The following is a 24637-nucleotide window of genomic DNA, read 5'->3' on the forward strand; positions in this document are numbered from 1 at the left end:
CAGACTTCCTCCTTGAAATGCCACGATAGTTATTAATTTTATGAGCATAATGATAGATTTTTCAAAAGATAGAACCAGAGAATCAAGGTCGGCCATAGAACGGCTTTACATTAATATGCGCCACCTTTTTATCAGGGGGAGTTATAAACCGATGGGTATATCCGGTAAGTCGCTCATTGATGCCTTATTGGTATTGGAACCTGAAATATACGGCTCTATTAAAGACCCGGTTAAAATTGAGCTGGATGGTCTACTCTATGTAATGGAAAGGCTTCCTGATGGCATCGAAGAGTGTCAATTCATCAAACTGGTATCAAGGGAAGGTTTTGAAGAAGCCGGATATGTCCCTATCATCCCTATTAAGAGAAGGAGAAATTGCTTTCGTATTGATAAAAACAGGATGTACATCGAAATGACCCGAGGGCGGAGTGATATTTATGATATACTCACACACCTCACATTTCTATACATTGAGAGTGAAAAAATCAAGAACAAGGCACTGGACCAAAAAGGAAGAATATCACAAGATTGGCTCAAGTTGGAAGAAGTGGTTGTGATGGAAGAAAATAACGAGGACTTCGATGAGAAAAAAGCTACAGTATATCTGAGCAACTTCTTAGGCAGGACAATACAGGAAACACAGGAAGGTGTACTTAAATTCCAGAATGGAAATAATAAGCACAGCTTGTATCACATCATATACTGGCTTGGGAAAGTTTCCATAGAAGAGGCGCAACAACAACGTCAACGAGAGGTGACTTTTTCAGAACAATTGAAAGATTCCGTAGGTCAGCATATTTATGGCGGACAATGGGCCGGTAAAATAAAGGCATTTTTATTAGAAAAAGCGTGGTCTCAACGCCCGATACATATTATCAGTGCCAATCTACACAGTATTCTTAATTCAATTTATGGTTTTGCAGCCTTACCAGACCATACATTTTCATCCATTGAAGAACTGGCTGTGGAAACAAGCCAGGATAGCGAAAAAAAACTACAGCCCCGCATCAGAGAATATGCCCTGCAACATGGCATGTATGAAATTAAAGATGATACAGGCACTAATCTCCAGGTGCAGATCTTTGACCTGGATGCTGTCGATCAAGATGATCTAAGCCCTGAATTAAAAAACTCAAAGCTGGCAGGTGAGAAACCGGTACTAATCGTAATGGATTATGCCTTTGGAGAGCAGGCATTTGAATGCATGGACGAACTACTAAAACCTTTAGAAACCTCCGTCAGCACTCTTTTTAATATAAAGTCCATCTCTATTGTAGGTAAAGCTGGTATTCTAACGGGTGACAAAGGAGATATAATGATACCTACTGCTCATGTATTTGAAGGAACAGCCGACAATTATCCGCTACATAATGATTTCGCGAGTGAAGATTTCGTCCAGGATGACTACCAGGTTTATGAGGGACCAATGATCACCGTACTAGGCACATCGCTACAAAACAAGGATGTCTTAAATCATTTTGTAACATCAACATGGAATGCAATTGGACTGGAAATGGAAGGGGCTCACTACCAAAAAGCTATTCAATCAGCTGCCCGCATCCGATTAAGCATAGATAAGAATGTAAAAGTACGGTATGCTTATTACGCATCGGATAATCCACTGAAGACAGGAAGCACTTTAGCCTCAGGCAGTTTGGGTATGGAAGGCATAGGACCTACCTACCTGATCAGTATCAAGGTACTCCAAAAAATCTTGGCAGGATCTTGACATTCTACACGTCAAGATCAATAGCCACCGGACAGTGGTCAGAGCCCATGTACTGGTTGTAAATATCAGCTTCTTTTACCTTGTCAATAAGCTGTTTGCTTACAAGAAAATAATCTATTCTCCACCCTACATTCCTGGCCCTTGCATTAAACATCTGATTCCAATAAGAATATTTCACTTCTTCCGGATGCAAGTGACGAAAACTGTCCACCCACCCTTCTGCCAGATATTTTTCAAATCCGTCTATCTCACGCTGCGTATAACCTGCTGACTTATTATAGTTTTCTTTAGAACGTGCAATATCTATGGCCTGATGTGCTACATTAAGGTCTCCACATACGATAAGAGGCTTCTTTGCCTCCAGCTTCTTCATATGGTCCAGAAAAGCTACATCCCAGGTTTCCCTGTAGTCCAACCGTTTGAGGCCTGACCCGGAATTAGGAGTATATACATCTACCAAAAAGAATTTTTCAAATTCAGCTGTGACCACACGTCCTTCCTGGTCATGTTCTTCCAGTCCCATGTCTTGCGTAACACTGATCGGTTCTTCCTTACTCAGAATTGCAGTGCCTGAATAACCTTTTCTGGCCTTGGAATAATTGATAGATGTATGATAGCCTGAAAGTAGCGATAAAGCTGTTTTAGCATCTTCAAATTGCGCTTTGGTCTCTTGCAAACACAATATATCCGGTGACATCTCGGCCACACTTTCTAAAAATCCTTTTTTAACAATGGCACGAATACCATTCACATTCCAGGAAACAATTTTATAAGACATGTTGGATTCTTTTATTGTCAGTAACGATGTTAAAACTCTTACAGTGAATCCAAAGCTAATGATTTTCTATTTTACGATCTGACTTTTAAAAAAGGCATTTATTTTATTTCTCTGAAATATTCAGTCAGATAGATTTTGTACACGCCGGTAGGCAATGTAAAAAAACAATCAGATATCGTACAGGTCTATTTTATCTGTATTATTGTGTTTTAAATAGTTTAGCCAACAAGTCATCAATGATCCTTGGCGTAAGTTGCAGGTGTAATGCGAGCTTTTTACACAACTCTATCTCATTAGGGTCGATGTCGCTGTCTACTGACATAAGGGATATAAAGTCATAAATCTGCTCTATCTTCTCGTCATAAGATTCCGGGGGAGTAAATTGTATGGATTCAGGATTATCACGTACAGCAATAATATCTTCATCTGACATGCCCAGACGATGAGCCACTGAAAAAAGAATGTGACGTTCTTCCTTAGCCAAGTGTCCGTCGGCCATAGCAATAGACATGAGGTTCTTTAAATGACTCTTGTTTTTATCGGTGGGTGCTTTCTTTGAAATATTGAACATAACATTTGACTTTACATACTTAGTAATACTTTTATAACGCTTAAAGTAACACAGTTGCAGCAAAATTAATTGTTAAAACAAAAGATTAATCTGTATATTTTATTCCTTATAAATCACTAGCTACAAAGTATTTACATTGGAATTTCAGTATATTATATTTGGTTTGAATATTGGCATTCTAAGAGTACTATAATTTGATTTACCTGAGTATTTTTATATTTTGAGCACATGAATGTATTAGGTATAGACGTTGGAGGTAGTGGTATAAAAGGTGCAGTAGTTGACACAACAACCGGTCAATTGATCAATGAACGTTACAGGCTCCCTACTCCTCAGCCAGCCACACCCGCCAGGGTTATCAATACGATAGAGGAAATAGTGAATGAGTTCAATTGGAATGGTTTGGTGGGATGCGGTTTTCCAGCCGCCATCAAACATGAAATTGTAAAAACTGCCTCTAATATCGACCACTCATGGATTGGTTTAAATGCTTCGACTAAAATAGAAAAAGACACCGGGTGCCGCACCCATCTTGTAAATGATGTAGACGCTGCAGGATTTGCAGAAATGCAATTTGGTGCTGGAAAAGATAAAATGGGGACTGTTTTGATAGTAGCATTAGGGACCGGTATAGGTACAGCCATTTTTACGAACGGGCAACTTCTTCCCAACACAGAGCTGGGGCATATTAAGCTAAACGGTATGATAGCAGAGCACTATGCAGCTGATTCAGTACGAAAAAAAGAAGCATTAAGTTGGGAAGAATGGGGAAAAAGAATCGATCAATACCTTACTGAAATCGAATTTCTTTGTTGGCCCGATCTCATTATTTTAGGTGGTGGTGTCAGCAAAAAGTTTGAAAAATTTGAAGAATACTTAACGCTGGACACTCAAGTAGTACCGGCCGAAAACCGTAATGAAGCAGGTATCATCGGTGCGGCCCTGGCAGCAGAAAGAGAAGAATTCATTCTCCAAAATACCCCTTTCCACTTGCCATAAGAGTGGCTAGCAAGGGAATCAGGAACATCAACAATAACTCTATACGGATCACTTTTTTGATGATACCCGGAATTACAACCGTATCATCAGGCTCTCCTTTATGATGTTTGGAAAAAAACCGTGTTGGAATAATAGAAAGGACTCCTACGATGATAAACAACCCCACCTTCAGGTACAATATCCAGTTTTTAGAATAGTATTCAGCCGGTTTACCTAACCAAAACCACAATGAGAGACCAGCCATTACCACTACGATCGAACTAACTCCGTAAATCCGATCTAACACTAATAACCGCTTCATTTTGGCACGTGAAACTTCAGGAGCAATTAGTAAATGTTGCGCCACAATACAACTCACTATTGTAAAAACACCAATAAAATGAAGGTATCGGACGAGAATAGTTACTTCCATAATTGCCTGAAATTAAGTTTAAACAAACTATTATAGTTAATTTAGAGAGGAATGGCTTGATAGGATCATGAATATTTTTTTTCGACTTGGGGTAGTTTTATTTTTTTCCCTTACACTGTCGGTTTCTTTAGCAGCAGATTACGAAATTTTTAAATCCGAAGGGAAAGTAGGGCTTAAAGATGATTCGGGAAATATACTAATACCGGCAGCGTATGATGAACTAGGATGGAGTTCTACTAAAAAAGAACCTGTCAATGGTGTGATAGGGTATAAAAAAAATCAAAAATGGGGACTCATCAGCCTGGAAAACAATATTATAACAGATGGCCTTTACACAAAGTTATACCCGGCAAATCAGATGTTACTCATTGCTGCCCGGCGAGGGAAAGTATCAGGTTATGACTTTTTAGGAGCCATTAACGTAGAAGGTAAAATTGTATTGCCCTTTAAATATAGCTCTATTGACCTTTCTGACTCACGTGCTATTGTAAGCTACAAATCAGGTTCTTCCATACGTTACGGACTGGTTGACATGGGAAGCAGGGAGTTGATCCCGATAGATTATAAAGAGATCAAAAAAGTGAGTCATTGGTATGCTGTGAAAGGGCCATCCAACAAATTTGGCTTGTATGACTACTTTGGAAAAGCAATGACCGGATTTGATTTTGATGATGCTGAATTTCTTGCTCCGGGTTATGTCACTGTAAAAAAAGACAATGCCTATGGATTATTTGGAAAAGAAGGTAAGTTAATAATCCCTGTCCAAGCAAAAGCTATACGTCTTAAAGACCAGGTAATAGAAATGCTTTCATTTAATGAATGGACAGAACTGGACACAGACCATAAGGCCGGAGATCGGTATTCCTATGACAAAATCACTCCACTTGGCCAAAACTACCTTGTAGAGTCAAATAACCGTCAATGGCTGATAGATTCGGATAAAAAAGCGCTTACTTCCAAGAAGTATCACAAACTGTTGCAGGCCGAAAACGGATTTATAGTTTTTTATCAAAATGGTCGCTGGGGCGTAATGGATAGAACATTCAAGCCAGTGATGGCAGCTACAGCTGACTCGGTGCAGTTAGATCATGGTTTGTTATTTTCTCAAAATGCCTATAAACTCTGGCAAATTTACGATACCCTTGGCATTAAAAAATCCAGCTACAAGTATGAATTAGTAGGTAAAAAGACCGGTTATCTCTGGCCGGTAAGGAGGAATGGCTATTGGGGGTTTATAGAGCAATCCGGGAAAGAGGTGATCAGGGCTGTGTATGATAAAGTCGGGGATTTTCTTCATGATAAAGTAGTGGTGGGATTTCACGGTGAAAGCGGTGTTATTAATAAAAAGGGGGAATGGGTAGTGTATCCCGAAAAAGCCGTGATCCAATTACTCACTGATGATCTGTATTTAACCAAAAAAGGTAAATTGACTATACTAAAAAGCCTTACCAATGGCACGGTCTATTTTACTGAAAATGACATTGAAATAAGGGGGAACTATCTACTGGAAAAACTTCAGGATGGAAAATTTTGGAAAATAGATTTTGACGGGCGTATAGCCTATCAACGCCCTCGTGACGAAAGATTTGAAGAGGTAAGAGAACCATCAGAAGGGCTGTACCCGGTAAAAATCAATGGCCTGTATGGTTTTATAGATAATAGAAATCGACTAAGAGTGTCTAATCGTTATGAAGATGTAGGTAATTTCAAAGAAGGACTGGCTCCATTTAAACTCAATAAGCGCTGGGGGTTCATTGATAAATATGAAAACATAAAAGTCCAGCCATTGTATTCCAGGGTAACTCCTTTTAACGATGGCTTATCCATTGTTACCTCAGCGAAAGGGTATAACATGATCAATCAAAAAGGTAAAAAACTTAGCTCATATGACTTCGAAGGGTTAGAACGACTGGAAAATGGTAAGTACCTGGTAACTAGAAACAACCTGTTTGGTTTACTCGATGCCATGGGTCAGTTGGCTGTAAATGTTAAGTACGAATATCTCAAAGACCTGGATAATAGCTTTGTTATTATAAAAAAGTTTAATCAATATGGGTTGATCACCGATGAAGGAGTAGACAAAATTCCCGCTATCTATGATCAGCTGATCTACAATAAGCATAAAAAACTTTACCTCGGAATGAAAAAATCCCAATGGGTGAAAGCTACACTTTAATAAATTCATTAGATTTAGTGCGCACTCGCGCGTATTTATGGCTGAATGGACCACGGTAATATCATTAGTAGTTTTAGGGCTTTTTTTGATCCTGCTGGAACTTTTATTTGTTCCGGGTACCACTGTGGTCGGAATACTTGGTTTTGTTGCCTCCCTATTCGGGATTTATCTTAGTTTTAGTTACTTTGGCAGCAGTACTGGCTGGTTATTTGTACTGGGTTCATCTGTTTTCTTTGCTGTATCATTATATTTTAGTTTCAAGTCCAAAACCTGGGAGCGTTTTTCACTAAAAAGTGCTATAAAAAGCAAGGTAAATGAAGGGCTAATAAATGAATTGAAGATTAATGATGAAGGAATGGCAATTTCCACCATTAAACCCATTGGGAAAGCTGAATTCAAAGAAAAAGAATATGAAGTAAAGTCATTGGGCAATTACATAGAACCAGGCACAAAAATCAAAATCATAAAAATTGACATCAACAATATTATCATAGAACCAATATAATAGCATGGAAGGAATACTCTTAATAGGTTTAATATTTTTAGGGATAGTAGGTGTACTATTATTCTTCTACTTCATTCCCGTAGGGCTTTGGGTTACAGCAATATTCTCAGGGGTTCGGGTAACACTTGGTGAACTGATCGGAATGCGTTTCAGGAAAGTTCCGCCGAGCGTCATTGTAAACTCTTTGATTACAGCCACTAAAGCAGGCCTTCAACTGACCACACGTGAACTTGAAACACACTATCTGGCTGGTGGAAATGTACCCAATGTAATTCGTGCCCTTATTTCAGCTGACAAAGCCAATATTGAACTGTCTTTTAATCAGTCTACGGCTATTGATCTGGCCGGAAGAGATGTATTTGAAGCGGTACAAATATCTGTTAATCCAAAAGTAATTACTACCCCAAAAGTAGCTGCAGTGGCTGCTGACGGTATCCAGCTAGTGGCTATCGCCAGAGTAACGGTACGTGCCAACATCTCACAGCTTGTGGGTGGTGCCGGAGAAGATACCATTTTGGCTCGTGTAGGTGAAGGTATTGTGACCTCTATTGGTTCGGCAGGAACTCACAAAGAAGTACTGGAAAATCCGGATAAAATATCTAAAGTAGTATTAAGCAGAGGTCTTGACGCAGGCACAGCCTTCGAAATACTCTCTATTGACATTGCTGACGTAGACGTTGGTACTAACATCGGTGCCAAGCTTCAGACGGACCAGGCCTCAGCTGACCTGAAAGTGGCAGAGGCAAAAGCAGAAGAAAGAAGAGCAATGGCAGTAGCATTAGAGCAAGAAATGATAGCCAAGGCACAGGATGCACGTGCTAAAGTAATTGAAGCGGAAGCAGAAGTGCCAAGGGCAATGGCGGAAGCTTTTAGAAGCGGTAATCTCGGCATCATGGACTATTATAAAATGGAAAATATCAAAGCAGATACTGATATGCGCGACAGTATTGCTAAGCCAGGATCAGGTTCTGGTAGTAGTAAATAATATACTACCCTTTTGATTTACAGGTGAGTAGAAAGCAATTTGGTTACTCACCTGTAAGTTCTTATCTCACATAACTTCCGGCATTGATATCAATCGTGGTTCCCGTGGCATGTTTTGCTAATCCACTGGCTAAAAAGACAACCGTTTGAGCAATGTCTTTAGGTTCCGTCAGTTCATTTAAGGAGAGATCATTTAGTACATACCCTTCTCCATAGGTGTCAATAAAATCCTGGGCCATATCCGTGCGCGTAAAACCCGGCGCTACACCAAAGGCCGTTATGTTTTGCTTACCATAGGCCCTGGCGATTGATTTTGTAAGTGCGGTCATTCCACCTTTGGAAGCAGCATATGCCAGGTACTCTGATTGGTCACCACGAAATGCCGCACGTGAGCTTATGTTAATGATGATGCCATGTTCCCTCTGTATAAAATCAGATATGGCCATTTTACATAGCAAAGCCGTAGCAGTCAGATTCACTGTCATGGTTTTATTCCAGTTTTCAAGCCAATCTGTATTTTCTTCCTCAATAGGTGCACTTATCGCAATACCTGCATTATTGACCAGGACATCGATTCGACCATACTCTTTTAACACTTGTTGATAGAGTTGCTCTACCTCTTTCATTATGCCGAGGTCTGCTTGAAAGGCCTGTGAATTCTTACCAATTTCAGTGCTCAATGCTCTGGCTGAATCCAAATTGGCATTGGCATGTACAGCTACGATTCCGCCACACTCACTTATTGATCGTGCTATGGCAGCCCCTATTCCACGACTGCCACCGGTCACCAGTACTACTTTATTACTTAAATCTATGGTCATCTCTTTATCGTTGCCTGAATATAATAAATTCACCAGGCCAATGGTAGAGGGATGAAGTATTAGTAGCCGATCGCTACGACAGACATCATTTAGCAGGAAAAATTTTAGTATCAGGATGAATGGCATACCAGGCAAACCAATAGAGCGTAACACTTGGGTAGACATCCCCCACTTGATTAAAGACTACTACAGTTTGCCTCTTCTTATCGAATTGTACCGTGAGTCCCTTATACACCTTATCAGCGTTCTTCTTACGTAAACGAGAAAAAGGGAAAGCTATATATTCACCGTCCAGCTCAATACCTACCACCAGTTGTTTATTCAATAAAACGTGATTTTCATGCTCCACCGGAAACATCAATTGATCTGTTAATCCATAGGCTGAATAAGGTGAGTGATCATAATTTCTTACGTAACCGGTTTCAGTGGATAGCACTAAAGTCTTAGGGTATTGTTCTTTCCATTCGGCCCAGGTCACCATTTGTGAGGTGATAACTTCTAAGGCTTTGCCTGAATTCGTTCCTGCTACAGACGCCCCTATAAGCTGCGACCAAAGTGATTGTGTTTCACGGTCATAAAGTAGCACATCACTATTATACAACAACCCTGAAACACCGAAGGTATAAGCTCTTCCCTTCACACAAGCATTAAATACCAAGCCACTTCTGCATAACGCACAGTAAGTTATTACTACAGGTCTGGTGGAGATCTCATCATTCACAATCTCATGCCAATTCAGTATTTTTATAGGATATGCTTTTGCTATACCATTTATTTCTACCCCTATGATTAAATCATTTGGCTTGATAAAAGTAGCATTGGAAGCACTTTCAAACCTGGGGTGATTGATGGCCGGAATGCCATCTTTAGGAGGGCCACCTTGTTTGATCTCACTGAAGGAAATGGTGAGATCAGACAAATTAAATCCGTTTTTTTGCAGTTGTTTTTGTGAAAGTGTATTAGTGTAAATAAAAATACCCAAAACCAACGCTGACAGACGAGCTAAAATTGGTTTGCGTGTAACGCTATACATCAGGATAGGTTAAAAGTGTTATGCTCTTAACGAATGAAGTGATTCAAAGTAGTGTCAGACAGAAAACAAAAGATATCTTTTTCTTAATTTTCCCGTTGAATTAATGAGGTCAAAAACAAACTTATGAGATTTCTAACCAGCCTTATTTTATGGTGCATTTTATTGGTCCTCTGCTGGCCCATAGCACTGTTATTGTTGTTTCTTTTTCCTGTTATCTGGCTCATATCAATACCCTTCCGCCTTTTAGGTATTGCTGTTGGTGGGGTTTTTAAACTTATTGAAGCCATATTTATGCTGCCCTTCAGAATACTTGGCGCTAAATAAACACTTTCCGCACTCAGTCTGCCAGAATACTGTTCAACTCCAGGTTAATATAATAATGATGGCCCTGAATAGATTTCTTCTCTAACACACCCAGATCGGAAAGTACGTTGAGGTAGTTACGTGCGGTATTCTCGGCATACAGCTTCTCATCTGTAAGATGCTTTACTTTCGTATAAGGCTGTGAGAAAATAAGGTTCAGGAGTTGATCAGGCCTCCTGATATCTGTTTCTGCTTCAACTACCTGCTGTATGTCTTCTTTGGCCGCAACGATCCTGTTGATCTTTTCGAAGGTAAGGTAAGAAGTCATTTCAACAGCTTTAAGCATATATAAAATCCAGTTTTGCCAATCTCCCTGCTGTGATACACGCGCTAACGCACTATAATATTCATTTTTATGCTGGATAATATAGCGACTTAAGAAAAGGATGGGATAATCCAACAACCCTTTTTTATTTAAAAAATGAATATTAAATATCCTGCCGGTACGACCATTACCATCCCTAAAAGGATGGATAGCTTCAAACTGAAAATGTCCTATTGCCATTTTCAGCAAGGGGTCTAACGGATATTGCTCATCATTATTCATGAAAGCCAGCAGGTTTTGCAACTTCTCCTCTATGATACCTTTACCGCGTGGGGGAGTATAAATAGGTGTGCCGGCATTTGGTCCGCTACCTCCCTGACGTATATAAGTCTGTGCAAAATGCGGTCGAAAGCCTTCATTAGTTTGTTTCACTACATGGCACATTTCTATGAAATAAGCCAAATCAAATTCCGCATTTTGATTAAGGTATTCATAACCACGCCAAAGCGCCTCACGATAACGGAGCACCTCTTTTACGGCCCCTTCAGATGGCTCATCATGTTGTTCACTAAAAGCTTTATAAAGCTCATCATCTGTTGTGAAAATGTTTTCGATCTCACTGGAGGCCTTAGCCTCCTGTAAACTGATAGAATTGATGAGTACACTTTGATCGGGGATAGCAATGCTTCTGCCGTATAATTTTCCAAGTGCTTCTTTTGCCTTGCCAAGCTGTTCATAAACTTCAACAGTTTGGTATAACGCCGGAGAGAGGGGTAACTCAGGTAAATTGTTCCAGGGAGCGTTGCGGTCAGGATTAATGGGGTAATAGATATTAGACATTAAAAAGAGTTTGTTTTAATGTTTGAATCTGTTTTAGACATTAAAAATAACCAAAAAGACCAAGTAAACATTAAAATTTAATCAAATTAATGTTTGCAATCATAATAGACCTCAAAAGACCTAAATACTACCTTGCGTAAACTCCACACTATAAACAGCAGCTAAATGATGACTTAAAACTTCCCAATTATCACCACGATTATGCGATAAGTAAACGTTACCGGTAGTAGTACCAAAAGCAACCGTTTCATTATCATGCACCATGGCATGTCTATAAATGATATCGAAACAATGCTCTTGAGGAAGGCCTTCCCTAAGGTCTTTCCACGTTTTTCCACCATCATCGGTACGACATACACAAAGTGCATTATCCACCGGCACCCGCATTTCATCTTTAACCGCTGGCACTACCCATGCTACATCCGCATTATTATCATCTACTGCCACGGCAAAACCAAACTTCGCAGGGCCCTCTTTTTCGCTCACCTCTTCCCAGGTTTTAGCCCCATCTATAGATCGGAAAATACCACAATGGTTCTGCTGCCATAACACGTCCGGGTTACTGGCGCAAGAAACCAGTAAGTGCGGGTCTTGACCCACTTCAGCATCCGGATCAGGTAAAAAATCTGCTTTCAGTCCTTTATTTCTTACTTCCCAGTTCTTACCACCATCCACAGTTTCAAAAACACCTGCTGCACTTATCCCCACATAAATATGGTCGCTATTACGTGGATCAACCAATATGGAATGTATTCCGGCATAATCTCTACCTCCTCCAAACCATTGATCTTTACGTGAAGGTTGATCCCAAAGACCACGGTTGAGCTTAAAAGAAGCACCATCGTCAGTACTTTCAAATAGCCCTCCCGGTTCAGTACCCAACCATATCTTACCGGCATTATCTACTCCTCCATGCGACAAAGCCCATAGATATTTAACCGCCGCAGGCACACCATCTTTTACCTCCTCTCCTTCCGGAAATTTAGGAGTTGTCAGCTCTAACCATGTTTTTCCCTCGTCCATGGATTTATGCAGTTTACATCCCCAGTGTCCGTGGTCAAGGCAAGCCCACCAGATATTATTTCTGTCATCCACCATAGTAAGGGAAACAGGAAGCCCCCGAAAAGCCAGGAGATCAAATTTCCATCCGCCCGAACTTTCCTTGTAAACAACTAATCCTTTACGCGTGCCTAAGAGTAGTTTTCTTGATTTCATAGTAATGATGTTATGATGCAATTCTAAATTTCTTACGCTCTTTTAGCCTCCTGATAAGGCCTGTAAGATGTACACTTCGTCATCATCACTCAAATGGTCGGTAAGTTTTATCTTGTCCTTAACCATTTCATTACCAATGAAAATATTAACATGTTTCCTTAACTCACCCTGCTCATCGACGATGTAATCTTTGATACCTGAATACTTCTGATTGATATTATCGAGTAATTCTGCCACATTTTCCCCATTAAACTGACCTGTATCTAAATCAGGATAAAAACGCTTGAGGTTAGGTGTAAATTTAACGTTAGGCATATGACACAACCAATGGCAGAACATCGAATATGGTACATATACGTCATAAATGCAAAGAGGTTGAACAATATATGATCTAATAATACTTGAGATTTTTACCGGAAGGCTATCATGAAATTATAGTATCCCTAAACAAACAAATTCGCAAATGGCTATAATTCTTTAGTTTTACCCGCTTTGAAAAACTTTTAAATCCCACAAGTAATTACATTATATGTTTTCCAAGTCTTGTGAATATGCCTTACAGGCTATTTTATACATATGTTTAAACGCCCAAAAAAACCGGCCCGTAGGGTTAAAAGATATAGCCGAAGCTCAAAAAATCCCCCTTCACTTTTTGAGTAAAGTTCTACAGGAATTGGTCAAACATAAAGTCCTGGATTCTGCCAAAGGCCCTAAGGGAGGGTTTTCATTAGTCGATGACCCAAACAACATGTATTTATTAAAAATAGTGGAAATAGTAGATGGGTCGGATCTGTTTGACCGATGTGGTATCGGACTTAAGGAATGCTCAGATGAGTATCCTTGTCCCATACATTTCGATTACCAGCTCGTCAAAGAAAAAATAAAAAACTTATTGAGTGAAAAGACTATTTACCAACTCTGTATAGACGTAAAAAACGGAGACGCCATCGTTAGCTTTAGTGAATGAGCAGTGGATCAGAACGCCAATCTGGCTTTCTAAGAATAAAATACACTTAACCGATTGTTTAACAGCAATTTAAACCATTGTTACTGACAGACAAGAAAGATACGTTTGATTTTCGGTTCTTTATTTTAGATATTTAGGTCTAAATATCTAAAATAAATTGAAAAAGCCAGAAATACCACCATAATGAGCGCTATTCCCTCACTGAAAAAGAACCATTTATACCGACTGCCCTGGTCTGCCAATGACAATCCCATAGGGTGGGTAGAAGTCACTGACATATGTAACATCAAGTGTGAAGGTTGTTATCGATTAATAATGGGTGACGGCCACAAAAGCCTCGAACAGATCAAATCCGAGATTTACTTCATGAAAAAGTGGAGAAACTGTGATAACATCTCTCTTGCAGGTGGCGAGCCCATCTTACATCCCGATATTATTGATATTGTAGGTTTCATCAAATTTCTGAAGATGAAATGTGTGATCCTGACCAATGGTTATGCTCTTAATGACAGTATGATCTCTCAATTAAAAAAGGCAGGGCTTACAGGCTTTAGTTTTCATATTGATACCACACAAATACGCCCGGAATTCAAAAAGAAAAAAATTGAGAGTGAAATGAATTTGAGTGACCTGAGACTCCACTATGCAAAAATGGCCTGCAAAGCCAAGGTCAATGCGAGTTTTGGGATTACCGTCCACGCTGAGAATTACAACGAGGTTCCCGAATTTATCCAATGGGCCATCAACAACTCTAACCTGGTCAGTGGTATATCTTTGATCACTCACCGGATGATGCCCACCAAAGGAATAACCTATTTTGCTAACGGAAAAGAAGTAAATGTAGGAGCTGACAGCCTGGGGTATACTTCGGAAAATAACAGCTCAAATGAAACACCAGCAATCACCTCAAAAGACCTGTATTCTTTGATCAAATCACACTTTCCCGGGTATGAGGCTACCAGCTATCTCGGAGGCACCGAAGATCACACCTCTTTCAAATGGCTCATCGGAAATATGATTGTGGATAAGCGTGGTCGGATATATGGTGGATATGGGAAAAAGGCCATGGAGTTAATACAAACGTTCCATCATTTCTTCAACGGCTCATATCTGGTCTACCCAAACCGCAAAGTGGGAAAGGCCATATTATTGTTGTCACCATTCGACAAGTTTTTAAGAAAAGCCTTTTTGAATATTATCAAACAAGGTTTAAAGAACCCTATAAGATTCTTTAAACCTTTGAATGTATTAGGCATTGGCATAATACAGGCACCTGATATCTTACCGGATGGCAAAATTGATATGTGCGATGACTGCCCTGATATGTGCCTACACGAGGGTAAAATGGTAAACTCCTGTAGATTGGACGAATGTAGAATCTATGGTTCATTCCTTGAACCTCGTATCCAAAAAACGCAGGAGAAACCTATTGACCCTATTTTAAACTGATCAGGTTATATCCGCCATATAGTCAGTCAAAGAAGCAGGTTTATCTACAATAAACCTCCAAAGCGTTCAAAAGCCGCCTTTTCCAATAACTCTCGTTGATCAGGGTGAGATATCTCAATCAAGGCTTTGGCACGCTCTCTCAGGTTCTTTCCAAAAAGGTTAGCCACACCATACTCCGTAACGATATAGTGTACGTGGGCCCTGGTAGTGGTTACGCTGGCACCTTCTTTTAAATGAGGTACTATCTTTGATATACCTTTGTTAGTGACAGAATGCAACGCAATAATGGGTTTACCACCTTCTGAAAGTGAAGCGCCCCGAATAAAATCCATCTGTCCACCTACTCCTGAAAACTGTCGCGTACCTACGGAATCTGCACAAACCTGGCCGGTAAGATCCACTTCTATGGCACTATTAATAGCGGTCACTTTTGGATTTCGACGTATAATGGCTGTATCATTGGTATACGCAGCTTCTTTCATATCTACCATTGGGTTATTATGTACAAAGTCGTATACTTTTTGTGAGCCTACCACAAAGGCCGATACTATTTTATTGGGCTTCACCACTTTGTCTTCACCGGTTACTATTCCTTTTTCTACTAAGGGGATCAAGCCATCAGAAAACATTTCCGTATGTATTCCAAGTCTTTTATGATTGCCCAGTTCACCAAGCACTGCATCAGGAATAGCCCCAATACCCATTTGGAGAGTTGCTCCGTCTTCTACCAACCCGGCTATATAGCTTCCTATTTTATGATCTTCTGCAGTAAGAGGGCGTGCATGAGCCGAGAATATGGGCTCATCTACCATAATAGCACAATCGATACAACTTGCATGAATAATTCCGTCACCGTGTGTACGTGGCACCTGTGGGTTCACCTGAGCAATCACCACTTTGGCCGTTTGAATTGCAGGTAATGTAATATCGACAGACACACCCAATGAGCAAAACCCGTGCTCATCCGGAGGTGATACGTGGATGAACGCTACATCAAGAGGCAAAATATTGCGTCTGAAAAGTAAGTGAATTTCACTTAGAAAGATAGGCACATAACTGGCGTTACCATTTGCTACCGGCTTTCTTAGGTTAGGGCCAACAAAAAGTGAATTGGTTCTGAAACTTTTTTTGTATTCCTCGCTGGCGTAGGGTGCTTTTCCATCCGTATGGATTTGTATAAGCTCTACATTTTCCAATTCATCCGCCCTTGCAGTCATAGCCTCGGATAAACGCTCCGGGGTCATAGCAGCCCCCTGAATAAATACCCTGTCACCCGATTTAACACAGGATGCTGCCTCTTCCGGTGATACTATTTTAATCTCGTTCTTAAGCAGATCTGCCTCTTGTGGTTTGGTTATCATGATCTTTCTATTTGTATTTTCATTCAATGATTAGTAATAACTTCAAGTCTTGTCTTTCATTCAAATCTTAATCGAGCCTTTAGCATTATCAAAGTAAAAAGCTCATTAAAATACCCGCTGCCACTGCCGAGCCAATTACTCCGGCTACATTAGGCGCCATGGCATGCATCAGTAAATGGTTAGAAGGGTCTGCCTTTAAACCTTCATGTTGTACCACTCTGGCACTATCCGGTACAGCTGACACTCCCGCTGCCCCAATCAAAGGATTGATCTTGTTATCCTTAGAGAGAAACAGATTCATAAATTTGGCAAATAGTAATCCTCCTGCAGTGGCGATAATAAAGGACACCGCACCTAAGACAAAAATAAATATAGACTGAGGTGTAAGGAATACATTAGCCTGTGTTGAGGCTCCAACCGTTACCCCAAGGAGTATTGTTACAATGTCGATCAAAGAATTTCTGGCGGTTTCCGCCAGCCTTTTCGTTACCATTGATTCCTTCAGGAGATTGCCAAAGAAAAGCATCCCAAGTAAAGGCAAAGAGCCTGGGGCTATAAATCCGGTAAGCAGTAATCCCAGTATAGGAAACATTATCTTCTCTGTTTTTGAAACGGCCCTTGGTGGTTTCATTCTGATCAATCTCTCTTTTTTAGAGGTCAGCAATCTCATAATAGGCGGTTGTATCACGGGAACCAGTGCCATATAAGAATAAGCAGCTATGGCTATAGGGCCGATAAGGTTCTGAGTTCCATTCAGTCCATTCGCCAGTTTTGAGCTAAGAAAAATGGCCGTTGGACCATCTGCACCACCTATAATACCAATGGCTCCGGCTTCTGCCTCATTAAAGTTTAAGACTACAGCACCCACAAAGGTCAAAAATATACCTATCTGAGCCGCCGCCCCCAGCAACATAAGTTTTGGGTTCGAGATCAGGGTAGAAAAATCAGTCATTGCACCTATTCCCAGGAAGATCAACGGAGGGTAAATCCCTTTCAGTACTCCCTGGTACAGGTAATTAATGACACTGCCTTCTTCATAAATACCCAGGTTAAGACCTGCGTTTTCCAGAAAGGGGACATTACCAATCAGGATACCAAAACCGATAGGTACCAAAAGTAAAGGCTCATATTTGTATTTAACGGCAAGAAATATAAAAAACAGGCCTACCCCTATCATAATCAGGTGACCCCAGGTGTAGTTGGTAAAGCCAGAATATTCGAAGAATTTATGAATACCTTCCATAGTACTATTCTATTTCTATGAGCAGGTCGCCCTGAAGTATGTTATCCCCCGGGTTCACTTTAATTGATTTTACAATACCATCTTTTTCTGCCAATACATTGTTTTCCATTTTCATAGCCTCCATCGTGAGTAAGGTCTCATCTGTTTTCACAGTATCTCCTTCTTTCACTTTGACTTCTATGACTACACCGGGCAAGGGTGCAGTGATTTTACTCAACCCGGCAGAAGAGGTCAATGGTTTGACCGTATTTGTTTTAGGTGTTTTTGCACGTACCAGTTTTGGGGTTTTGGGAGTTTTAACATCCTCCGCCAGGGCCACGGTATAAGGTGTCCCATTTACTTCCAGCTCTACGAGGTTACCCTCGAATGATTGAATATCAACCGTGTATTCGTTGCCATTTATAGTGAACTTGTAATTTTTAGCCATTATCGTCTAAAATTTATTACCGAATATATTTTTGAGCTCCAGGGTGAATATGTCCTGGACATTTTTTGCAGAGTGAGTACCATATCCTCATCGTCGTGTATTTCGTTAAGATAATGGTGTATAGCAGCACTGATCGCCGCATTTACTTCTCCTGAAATGTCGGTCACTTCAGATTGCTTCTTTTGCCAGTTTCCATTGTTTGCCAACGTTTCCTTGGTCTTGGTCCTCATCTTACTTAGCACGGCGATCAGCTTAGGCAATGAGCGAAAAACCATAAAAAGCAGTACCAAAGAGGTGAAAACTGTTACATAACCTATCACTGCAACCATAATAGTGCTTTCATGGACCAGCGACGTATCGAATACTATATCCATATCGTCTAAAGTGGAATGTTTGAATGTTTCTTAGGTGGATTGTAGTCTTTCTTAGTGGCCAGTGTCTTCAGCGCCTTGATAATTCTGAACCGGGTATTTCGTGGCTCTATCACATCGTCGATATAACCGTATTGTGCCGCCTCATACGGGTTGGCAAATTTGGTACGGTATTCTTCTTCCTTCTCTGTGATGAATTTTTCTCTCTCTTCATCATCTGCTATAGCCCGCAATTCTTTGAAGTGCAATACCTCTATGGCCCCCTTAGGTCCCATTACGGCTATTTCACCCATAGGCCAGGAATAGTTCACATCACCACGCAAGTGCTTTGAACTCATTACGTCATAAGCACCGCCATAAGCTTTACGTAAAATAATGGTGATCTTAGGGACAGTAGCCTCCCCATAAGCAAACAATAATTTAGCACCATGAAGTATAATACCCCCGTACTCCTGCGCACTGCCGGGAAGAAAACCAGGCACATCTACTAATGTGATAATGGGTAAGTTAAAAGAATCACAAAAACGTACAAACCTGGCCGCTTTTCGAGATGCGTCAATATCCAGTACCCCTGCCAGGAAACTGGGTTGGTTGGCGACGATACCTACAGGCATACCATTGAATTTGGCGAAACCTACTACTATATTTCTGGCATACTGGCGATGTATTTCCAGAAATTCGTGATCATCCACTATTGTGTAGATAATGTCCTTAACATCATAGGGCAGATTAGGGCTCTCAGGTATTATTTCATTAAGTGCATCATCTATTCTGTCAATCGGGTCCGTGCAAGGAGTAATAGGTGGGTCTTCCAGGTTATTTTGAGGAAGGTAGCTCATCAGCTTTCTGATAAGTAAAGTAGACTCCTCCTCATTTTGGGCTACAAAATGGGCTACACCGGATTTTGTAGCATGCACTTTGGCCCCACCCAGCTCTTCTTCAGTGATGTCTTCCCCGGTAACCGTTTTAGAAACTTTTGGGCCGGTGACAAACATATAACTGGTCTTATCAGCCATTAATATGAAGTCTGTCAATGCAGGTGAATAGACCGCCCCGCCGGCACAAGGACCTAATATTGCTGATATCTGTGGTATGACGCCCGAAGCCATAATATTACGTTGGAATATTTCAGCGTATCCGGCCAAACTTTTAACCCCTTCCTGTATACGCGCTCCACCACTATCATTTATACCAATTACAGGCGCTCCTACTTTTAACGCCTGATCCATGATCTTACATATTTTAGCGGCATATGCTTCCGAAAGTGACCCGCCAAATACTGTAAAATCCTGAAAAAACACATACACCAGGCGGCCATCGATAGTACCATGCCCTGTAATTACACCATCAGATAAATATTTTTGTTTATCCAACCCAAAGTCAGTGGTATGGTGTGTAACGAACATATCATATTCCTCGAAACTACCATCATCCAACAATAAGGCAATACGTTCACGAGCCGTGAGCTTTCCTTTAGCATGTTGACTATCAATTCTTTTTTGCCCGCCACCCAACTTAGCTTCGGCCCTTTTATCAATAAGTTCTTTTATCTTATCTCTATGCGACATGATTAATTCGCTTTTTTTGAACAAAACTCTGTTAGTACTCCAAAGGTGGATTTTGGGTGTAAGAAGGCAATATCGAGTGATTCAGCGCCCGGTCTGGGTTCTTCATCGATGAGCCGGACACCTTTTTCTTTAACCGTTTTGAGCGACGTGTTGATGTCATTAACAGCAAAAGCAATATGATGTATGCCCTGACCTCTTTTTTCAATGAACTTCCCTATCGGACCATCCGGCGTAGTAGATTCAAGTAGTTCAATTTTTGTTTCTCCTACCTTGAAAAAAGCCGTTCGAACCTTTTGATCTTGCACTTCTTCAATGCTATAACACTTGAGGCCCAGTACATCCTCGTAGTAATTGATCGCCTCGTCAAGATTATTGACTGCAATGCCGAGGTGTTCTATGTGTGTAGGGATCATAATGATTAACTTTTAGTGATCTTTTATATTTATTGATGGTCTGATGACGCCTGCATGCGTCCTTTAAAGTTTTATATTATGCTGAGGACGCAAAAGAACAACCGTGAATGAACTAAAAACATGATAAATGTTAGCTCATAATATGATATAGATAGATGGAAAGTGACCCAAAAATAAGGTTTCAAGGCCCCTGCTCATTGATTCCCTTATGCAACCGTTTTAATCAGCATAAAACGGTATGACATTCATCATAACCAACAAAGTACCATCTTATTAACTTCGCTGAACATTATACTTCGGTCCGGATATTAGATCAGAGTATCGTTACTTTTTAAACCGTCCTGTCTATGCCTACCTTCCTTTTTGACAGTGTGGTCTTCGGACCTATCAAGAGCCGTCGTCTTGGAGATTCTCTCGGATTGAACTTGTTATCTACCACGGCCAAGATATGTAACCTGGATTGCATCTATTGTGAGTGTGGCTGGAGCAACAATCATGCTGATAAAGACAAATTTGTCAATCAGAAAACGTTGAAAATAGTACTTGAAAAGATCCTGACCCGCCTGGTCAAATGTGGACGTACTTTAGACTACATTACCTTCGCTGGAAACGGAGAACCCACTTTACATCCACATTTTGAAGAGATCGTAGATGATGTGGTCGCATTAAGAGATGAATGGGTACCAAAGGCTAAAATAGCCGTACTGTCTAATGCCACCACCTTAAAAAAAGCCTCCGTAATGAGAGGGTTGAAAAAAGTAGACAGCAGAATACTCAAACTGGATGTCGGCTCAGATGAATACTTCCAGCTTATCAATAAACCTATAGGTGAAATTTCCCTGGATGAACTGTGCCATGACTTACAAGAAGCATTTAACGGGGATTTTTGTATCCAATCCATGTTTATAAAAGGTGAGATAAATGGAAGATTAGTGGATAATACAACCCCTGAAGAGGTGCGGCAGTGGATAGAAAAACTCGCTGTGATAAAACCTAAAGAGGTAATGTTATATTCTATTGACCGTGATACGGCATTGAGTTCCTTAACCAAAGTTTCGGAAGAAGAACTACTGGCCATTGCAGACAAAGTCAGAACATTGGGACTGGCCACTTCTGTTACTGGCTGAAAAGCTATTGGTCCAATTCAACCCCGTTACACGTCCACATTATAATATCCTCCTCTATTCACCCTTCTCTTGAGTGACTGTGATACAATAAGGTATCCTGTTGTAATGAGATTTCTCAACTCGCAAAGCTGAGGTGACAGTGTTGACGATTTGTACAAATGTTCCGTTTCCTTGTAAAGTAAACCTAATCTGCTTGATGCTCGTTTTAATCGTTCGTCTGAACGTACAATACCTACATAATCACGCATAATAGCCTGCAGTTCTCTTCTGTTATGTGCGATCAGTATATGTTCTTTTGGTGTTATAGTACCTCTGGCATCCCATTCGGGAACATCCCTAAAATCCATAGGAGAGCTACTATCTTCCATAGCCTTAAGAAAACATCGCTCGGAAAAAACCAATGCTTCAAGTAATGAATTAGAAGCCAATCTATTAGCCCCATGAAGCCCAGTACGGGCATTTTCTCCACAAGCATACAATTGCTTTACGGATGTTCTTCCAAAATGGTCCACTTTGATACCTCCACATAAATAATGTGCGGCCGGCAGAACGGGTATCATATCCTTAGCCGGGTCTAAGCCCAACAGCTTACATTTTTGGAAAATGGTCGGAAAATGGGATTGAAATGCATCCATTTCAAGATGTCGGCAATCAAGATAGACACACTCGTCACCGGAATTTTTTAGCTCTTTGTCAATGGCCAGGGCTACAATATCCCTGGAGGCCAATTCTCCCCGGTCATCATACCTGAACATGAACCTGTCTTCATTCTTTGTTTTCAGCATGGCTCCAAATCCTCTCACCGCTTCGGATATTAAAAAGGCAGGGGAAACACCTGGCTGATACAAAGCAGTAGGATGAAATTGAATAAACTCCATATCCATAATCTCTGCCCTGGCCCTGTAGGCCATAGCTATACCATCACCGGTGGCTATGACAGGATTAGTAGTATGTCCATAGACCTGCCCTATTCCACCTAAAGCCAATAGTGTAGTCCTGGCAGTACATGTTGAGACCTGATTAGTATGACTGTTTAAAATATAGGCACCATAACAAGTACGCTCGTCAGTATATTCTTGCTCAAGATGATGTTCTGTGATCAGATCAATGGCAAAATGATGGGATAAGAGCCTGATATTTTTCATAGTCGCAACTCTTTTGAGCAATGCTCTCTCGATTTCCAAACCCGTGATATCTTTATGGTGCACTACACGGTTCATCGAATGCCCCCCTTCTTTGGCAAGGTCTAACTCACCCGTATCAGACCTGTCAAATCTAGTTCCCAACCGCATTAATTCTTCCAGCTGATGAGGTCCTTCCCGTACAACAAAATTGACAACCTCTTCATCACAAAGTCCGTCTCCGGCTTTTAATGTGTCCTGGATGTGCTTTTCTGCCGAATCATACTGGTCCAGGGCTACAGCTATTCCACCTTGCGCATACTTGGTATTTGTTTCACCTTCATTCGCCTTGGTAACCACAGTTACACTGCAATTCGGACAGGCTCCTGCTACTTTTAAGGCAAAGCTAAGTCCGGCTATCCCTGAGCCGATCACTAAAAAATCTGTAGTGGGCATGAAACGTCATATTAAATGATAAATGTAACATAGGTTTGATGGGTGTACCCTTTTATAATAAGGAAGTATTTCTATTCTTAAGGTCTCTTTTCGAATGAACAACCTCAGTCAACTGCTGCCTCACATTTGTTTGCACGCGGATCATTTTCTTTTTACTCATTTCAATAGGTTTGCTTATGGATACAAGTGTACCACATCAGATCAATTCTTCATGAAGCAATCCGGACATATTTAATAGGCTTATTTCTTTAAGGGTCAGGTAAAGTTAATTTGGCTGAACTAAAAGCACTTTGAGACGGATCACAAATACATATGATAAATATGGGTTATTATAGTGATTAATCTCATGAAAAAGCACTCTTTACTTCAACAATTTTGGACTCCCATCAGCATGGTTGGGTCACAGATTATCTTTTGTACGTATGCCTTAAATTACCATTCATGAAGGTTATTGAAATTCCGCCCTGTACACATTGCACAAATAACAATGATTTGTTTCAATGTTTGAATCGTACGGACCTTGAAGACTTTTCATCCTCAAAAAGAGGTAATGTTTTTAAGAAAGGTCAAAACATATTTTACGAAGGAAATCATTCACACGGGCTTTATTGCATTTACAGCGGCAAGGTAAAGCTCACCAAATGGGGGAGTGAAAACCGTGAGCAAATTATACGGTTTGCAGGAAAAGGAGAAGTACTCGGTTATAAGGCGTTACTCAGCGATTCTCCCTACAATGCTACGGCTACGGCTATTGAAGACTGCCAGGTATGCCACATTTCCAAAAGTGTTTTTTTAAGCAAGCTTAACGAAAACAAAAAACTGGCTTTCAGTACCATCCAGTTAATGGCTGGGAACCTGCGCACTATTGAAGATACATTGATCACGGTCTCTCAAAGCCAGGTCAAGGAGCGTGTGGCAAGAGCCTTATTACTGTTGAAAGCAAAGTTCGGCCTGGAAGAAGATAATGTCACACTTTCCGTGACCCTCAGTCGGAGAGAAATTGGCGAGCTGGCCTCCACTACTATAGAAACAGCCATAAGAACACTTTCTCAACTCAAAAAAGATCAGGTGATAGCATTTGACCGAAAAAAAATCAAGATTATTGACATGGAGCGTCTGTTTAGCATCGCTAAGCTAGACTATTAATTTGCTGGGTTCTGGGTTCTGGGTTCTGGGTTCTGGGTTCTGGGTTCTGGGTTCTGGGTTCTGGGTTCTGGGTTCTGGGTTCTGGGTTCTGGGTTCTGGGTAAGGGCCAACGGCCATTTTATGGTTAGGTTTTACTCACGGATCATTGCTTGCTGAATATTGATCAATCATTGGTATTTTCCTCACTTTTCATGTGCTGTTTTTTTACTTATTCCTGACTGAATTTTATCTTTTACTGATTATCGTCAGCGTATGATGCACATCATAGTTTGGCTCTGGTTTCATGGGTTATATTGC

24 protein-coding genes are annotated in these 24637 nt (G+C 40.6%); 9 read left to right on the top strand and 15 right to left on the bottom strand.

What is annotated here, in order from left to right:
- The first annotated feature begins 40 nt into the window (after positions 1 to 40).
- On the top strand, positions 41 to 1729 hold the full coding sequence (locus FNH22_RS09530; protein ID WP_370513175.1) for a hypothetical protein: 1689 nt from the start codon (positions 41 to 43) through the stop codon (positions 1727 to 1729).
- A gap of 4 nt (positions 1730 to 1733) precedes the next feature.
- Here FNH22_RS09530 and FNH22_RS09535 read toward each other — a convergent pair whose 3' ends face one another.
- Both FNH22_RS09535 and FNH22_RS09540 read right to left on the bottom strand, forming a co-directional pair.
- A complete protein-coding gene (locus FNH22_RS09535; RefSeq protein WP_143398139.1) occupies positions 1734 to 2507 on the bottom strand; it encodes an exodeoxyribonuclease III in 774 nt (257 codons plus the stop codon).
- A 199-nt stretch (positions 2508 to 2706) separates the two neighbouring features.
- On the bottom strand, positions 2707 to 3078 hold the full coding sequence (locus FNH22_RS09540) for a TerB family tellurite resistance protein (RefSeq protein ID WP_143398140.1): 372 nt from the start codon (positions 3076 to 3078) through the stop codon (positions 2707 to 2709).
- A 228-nt stretch (positions 3079 to 3306) separates the two neighbouring features.
- Between FNH22_RS09540 and ppgK the strand changes: the two genes are divergently transcribed.
- On the top strand, positions 3307 to 4077 hold the full coding sequence (gene ppgK, locus FNH22_RS09545) for a polyphosphate--glucose phosphotransferase (RefSeq protein ID WP_143398141.1): 771 nt from the start codon (positions 3307 to 3309) through the stop codon (positions 4075 to 4077).
- Here ppgK and FNH22_RS09550 read toward each other — a convergent pair.
- Complete coding sequence (locus tag FNH22_RS09550; RefSeq protein WP_143398142.1) at positions 4043 to 4489, bottom strand: DUF2214 family protein; 447 nt, start codon at positions 4487 to 4489, stop codon at positions 4043 to 4045. The genes ppgK and FNH22_RS09550 overlap by 35 nt on opposite strands.
- Positions 4490 to 4556: 67 nt before the next feature.
- Between FNH22_RS09550 and FNH22_RS09555 the strand changes: the two genes are divergently transcribed.
- The 3 genes from FNH22_RS09555 to floA are packed head-to-tail and all read left to right on the top strand — an operon-like array spanning position 4557 to position 8155.
- Positions 4557 to 6665: a WG repeat-containing protein gene (locus tag FNH22_RS09555; protein WP_143398143.1), complete on the top strand. Its 2109-nt coding sequence runs from the start codon at positions 4557 to 4559 to the stop codon at positions 6663 to 6665.
- A 37-nt stretch (positions 6666 to 6702) separates the two neighbouring features.
- Entirely contained in the window at positions 6703 to 7170 is a 468-nt protein-coding gene (locus FNH22_RS09560; protein ID WP_143398144.1) for an NfeD family protein, read from the top strand.
- A 4-nt stretch (positions 7171 to 7174) separates the two neighbouring features.
- Positions 7175 to 8155 (top strand): flotillin-like protein FloA, encoded by a 981-nt coding sequence (floA, locus tag FNH22_RS09565; RefSeq protein WP_143398145.1) that lies wholly within the window; start codon positions 7175 to 7177, stop codon positions 8153 to 8155.
- Positions 8156 to 8216: 61 nt separating this feature from the next.
- On the opposite strand, the gene FNH22_RS09570 is transcribed toward floA, so the two are convergent.
- From FNH22_RS09570 to FNH22_RS09595, 5 genes are all read right to left on the bottom strand, one after another.
- A complete protein-coding gene (locus tag FNH22_RS09570) occupies positions 8217 to 9140 on the bottom strand; it encodes an SDR family NAD(P)-dependent oxidoreductase (protein WP_370513176.1) in 924 nt (307 codons plus the stop codon).
- Positions 9061 to 10008 carry a DUF3179 domain-containing protein gene (locus FNH22_RS09575; protein WP_143398146.1) on the bottom strand — a complete coding sequence of 316 codons (948 nt, stop codon included), beginning with the start codon at positions 10006 to 10008 and terminating at the stop codon, positions 9061 to 9063. Before FNH22_RS09575 ends, FNH22_RS09570 begins: the two co-directional genes overlap by 80 nt.
- Positions 10009 to 10345: 337 nt before the next feature.
- Complete coding sequence (locus FNH22_RS09585) at positions 10346 to 11476, bottom strand: Fic family protein (protein WP_143398148.1); 1131 nt, start codon at positions 11474 to 11476, stop codon at positions 10346 to 10348.
- A gap of 120 nt (positions 11477 to 11596) precedes the next feature.
- Positions 11597 to 12691, bottom strand: a complete 1095-nt coding sequence (locus FNH22_RS09590) for a glycosyl hydrolase (protein ID WP_143398149.1) — start codon at positions 12689 to 12691, stop codon at positions 11597 to 11599.
- Positions 12692 to 12733: 42 nt separating this feature from the next.
- Positions 12734 to 13006, bottom strand: coding sequence for a MoaD/ThiS family protein (locus FNH22_RS09595; RefSeq protein WP_143398150.1), 273 nt, complete (start codon positions 13004 to 13006; stop codon positions 12734 to 12736).
- 214 nt (positions 13007 to 13220) lie between these two features.
- Between FNH22_RS09595 and FNH22_RS09600 the strand changes: the two genes are divergently transcribed.
- Together FNH22_RS09600 and FNH22_RS09605 are read left to right on the top strand one after the other, a co-directional pair.
- The gene (locus FNH22_RS09600) at positions 13221 to 13658 is read left to right on the top strand and encodes an Rrf2 family transcriptional regulator (protein WP_143398151.1); all 438 of its coding nucleotides are present in this window, start codon (positions 13221 to 13223) and stop codon (positions 13656 to 13658) included.
- 183 nt (positions 13659 to 13841) lie between these two features.
- Positions 13842 to 15107: a radical SAM protein gene (locus FNH22_RS09605; protein ID WP_143398152.1), complete on the top strand. Its 1266-nt coding sequence runs from the start codon at positions 13842 to 13844 to the stop codon at positions 15105 to 15107.
- A 44-nt stretch (positions 15108 to 15151) separates the two neighbouring features.
- On the opposite strand, the gene FNH22_RS09610 is transcribed toward FNH22_RS09605, so the two are convergent.
- From FNH22_RS09610 to mce, 6 genes are all read right to left on the bottom strand, one after another.
- Complete coding sequence (locus FNH22_RS09610) at positions 15152 to 16468, bottom strand: acetyl-CoA hydrolase/transferase family protein (RefSeq protein WP_143398153.1); 1317 nt, start codon at positions 16466 to 16468, stop codon at positions 15152 to 15154.
- Positions 16469 to 16556: 88 nt separating this feature from the next.
- Positions 16557 to 17711 (bottom strand): sodium ion-translocating decarboxylase subunit beta, encoded by a 1155-nt coding sequence (locus FNH22_RS09615; RefSeq protein WP_143398154.1) that lies wholly within the window; start codon positions 17709 to 17711, stop codon positions 16557 to 16559.
- 4 nt (positions 17712 to 17715) lie between these two features.
- A complete protein-coding gene (locus FNH22_RS09620) occupies positions 17716 to 18138 on the bottom strand; it encodes a biotin/lipoyl-containing protein (RefSeq protein ID WP_143398155.1) in 423 nt (140 codons plus the stop codon).
- The gene (locus tag FNH22_RS09625; RefSeq protein WP_143398156.1) at positions 18138 to 18512 is read right to left on the bottom strand and encodes an OadG family protein; all 375 of its coding nucleotides are present in this window, start codon (positions 18510 to 18512) and stop codon (positions 18138 to 18140) included. Before FNH22_RS09625 ends, FNH22_RS09620 begins: the two co-directional genes overlap by 1 nt.
- 5 nt (positions 18513 to 18517) lie before the next feature.
- Positions 18518 to 20077 (bottom strand): acyl-CoA carboxylase subunit beta, encoded by a 1560-nt coding sequence (locus tag FNH22_RS09630; protein WP_185154153.1) that lies wholly within the window; start codon positions 20075 to 20077, stop codon positions 18518 to 18520.
- Positions 20078 to 20079: 2 nt separating this feature from the next.
- Entirely contained in the window at positions 20080 to 20490 is a 411-nt protein-coding gene (mce, locus tag FNH22_RS09635) for a methylmalonyl-CoA epimerase (RefSeq protein ID WP_143398157.1), read from the bottom strand.
- A 347-nt stretch (positions 20491 to 20837) separates the two neighbouring features.
- Here mce and FNH22_RS09640 point away from each other — a divergent pair, with 347 nt between their 5' ends.
- The gene (locus FNH22_RS09640) at positions 20838 to 21617 is read left to right on the top strand and encodes a radical SAM protein (RefSeq protein ID WP_143398158.1); all 780 of its coding nucleotides are present in this window, start codon (positions 20838 to 20840) and stop codon (positions 21615 to 21617) included.
- Between the two features lie 26 nt (positions 21618 to 21643).
- Here the strand turns inward: FNH22_RS09640 and nadB are convergent, their stop codons facing one another.
- Entirely contained in the window at positions 21644 to 23194 is a 1551-nt protein-coding gene (gene nadB / locus FNH22_RS09645) for an L-aspartate oxidase (protein ID WP_143398159.1), read from the bottom strand.
- Positions 23195 to 23635: 441 nt separating this feature from the next.
- Here nadB and FNH22_RS09650 point away from each other — a divergent pair, with 441 nt between their 5' ends.
- The gene (locus FNH22_RS09650; RefSeq protein WP_143398160.1) at positions 23636 to 24340 is read left to right on the top strand and encodes a Crp/Fnr family transcriptional regulator; all 705 of its coding nucleotides are present in this window, start codon (positions 23636 to 23638) and stop codon (positions 24338 to 24340) included.
- Positions 24341 to 24637 lie beyond the last annotated feature (297 nt).

The sequence above is a fragment of the Fulvivirga sp. M361 genome, from assembly GCF_007097395.1.
Lineage (GTDB): Bacteria > Bacteroidota > Bacteroidia > Cytophagales > Cyclobacteriaceae > Fulvivirga.

Excerpts from the sequence above, each read along its gene's own strand:
- nadB (WP_143398159.1), bottom strand. The coding sequence starts at position 23,194 with ATGCCCACTACAGATTTTTTAGTGATCGGCTCAGGGATAGCCGGACTT.
- ppgK (WP_143398141.1), top strand. The coding sequence starts at position 3,307 with ATGAATGTATTAGGTATAGACGTTGGAGGTAGTGGTATAAAAGGTGCA.
- FNH22_RS09540 (WP_143398140.1), bottom strand. The coding sequence starts at position 3,078 with ATGTTCAATATTTCAAAGAAAGCACCCACCGATAAAAACAAGAGTCAT.
- FNH22_RS09560 (WP_143398144.1), top strand. The coding sequence starts at position 6,703 with ATGGCTGAATGGACCACGGTAATATCATTAGTAGTTTTAGGGCTTTTT.
- mce (WP_143398157.1), bottom strand. The coding sequence starts at position 20,490 with ATGATCCCTACACACATAGAACACCTCGGCATTGCAGTCAATAATCTT.
- FNH22_RS09620 (WP_143398155.1), bottom strand. The coding sequence starts at position 18,138 with ATGGCTAAAAATTACAAGTTCACTATAAATGGCAACGAATACACGGTT.
- FNH22_RS09610 (WP_143398153.1), bottom strand. The coding sequence starts at position 16,468 with ATGATAACCAAACCACAAGAGGCAGATCTGCTTAAGAACGAGATTAAA.
- FNH22_RS09595 (WP_143398150.1), bottom strand. The coding sequence starts at position 13,006 with ATGCCTAACGTTAAATTTACACCTAACCTCAAGCGTTTTTATCCTGAT.
- FNH22_RS09550 (WP_143398142.1), bottom strand. The coding sequence starts at position 4,489 with ATGGAAGTAACTATTCTCGTCCGATACCTTCATTTTATTGGTGTTTTT.
- FNH22_RS09555 (WP_143398143.1), top strand. The coding sequence starts at position 4,557 with ATGAATATTTTTTTTCGACTTGGGGTAGTTTTATTTTTTTCCCTTACA.
- floA (WP_143398145.1), top strand. The coding sequence starts at position 7,175 with ATGGAAGGAATACTCTTAATAGGTTTAATATTTTTAGGGATAGTAGGT.
- FNH22_RS09535 (WP_143398139.1), bottom strand. The coding sequence starts at position 2,507 with ATGTCTTATAAAATTGTTTCCTGGAATGTGAATGGTATTCGTGCCATT.
- FNH22_RS09590 (WP_143398149.1), bottom strand. The coding sequence starts at position 12,691 with ATGAAATCAAGAAAACTACTCTTAGGCACGCGTAAAGGATTAGTTGTT.
- FNH22_RS09570 (WP_370513176.1), bottom strand. The coding sequence starts at position 9,140 with ATGTCTACCCAAGTGTTACGCTCTATTGGTTTGCCTGGTATGCCATTC.
- FNH22_RS09630 (WP_185154153.1), bottom strand. The coding sequence starts at position 20,077 with ATGTCGCATAGAGATAAGATAAAAGAACTTATTGATAAAAGGGCCGAA.
- FNH22_RS09600 (WP_143398151.1), top strand. The coding sequence starts at position 13,221 with ATGTTTTCCAAGTCTTGTGAATATGCCTTACAGGCTATTTTATACATA.
- FNH22_RS09640 (WP_143398158.1), top strand. The coding sequence starts at position 20,838 with ATGCCTACCTTCCTTTTTGACAGTGTGGTCTTCGGACCTATCAAGAGC.
- FNH22_RS09585 (WP_143398148.1), bottom strand. The coding sequence starts at position 11,476 with ATGTCTAATATCTATTACCCCATTAATCCTGACCGCAACGCTCCCTGG.
- FNH22_RS09625 (WP_143398156.1), bottom strand. The coding sequence starts at position 18,512 with ATGGATATAGTATTCGATACGTCGCTGGTCCATGAAAGCACTATTATG.
- FNH22_RS09575 (WP_143398146.1), bottom strand. The coding sequence starts at position 10,008 with ATGTATAGCGTTACACGCAAACCAATTTTAGCTCGTCTGTCAGCGTTG.
- FNH22_RS09650 (WP_143398160.1), top strand. The coding sequence starts at position 23,636 with ATGAAGGTTATTGAAATTCCGCCCTGTACACATTGCACAAATAACAAT.
- FNH22_RS09615 (WP_143398154.1), bottom strand. The coding sequence starts at position 17,711 with ATGGAAGGTATTCATAAATTCTTCGAATATTCTGGCTTTACCAACTAC.
- FNH22_RS09605 (WP_143398152.1), top strand. The coding sequence starts at position 13,842 with ATGAGCGCTATTCCCTCACTGAAAAAGAACCATTTATACCGACTGCCC.
- FNH22_RS09530 (WP_370513175.1), top strand. The coding sequence starts at position 41 with ATGAGCATAATGATAGATTTTTCAAAAGATAGAACCAGAGAATCAAGG.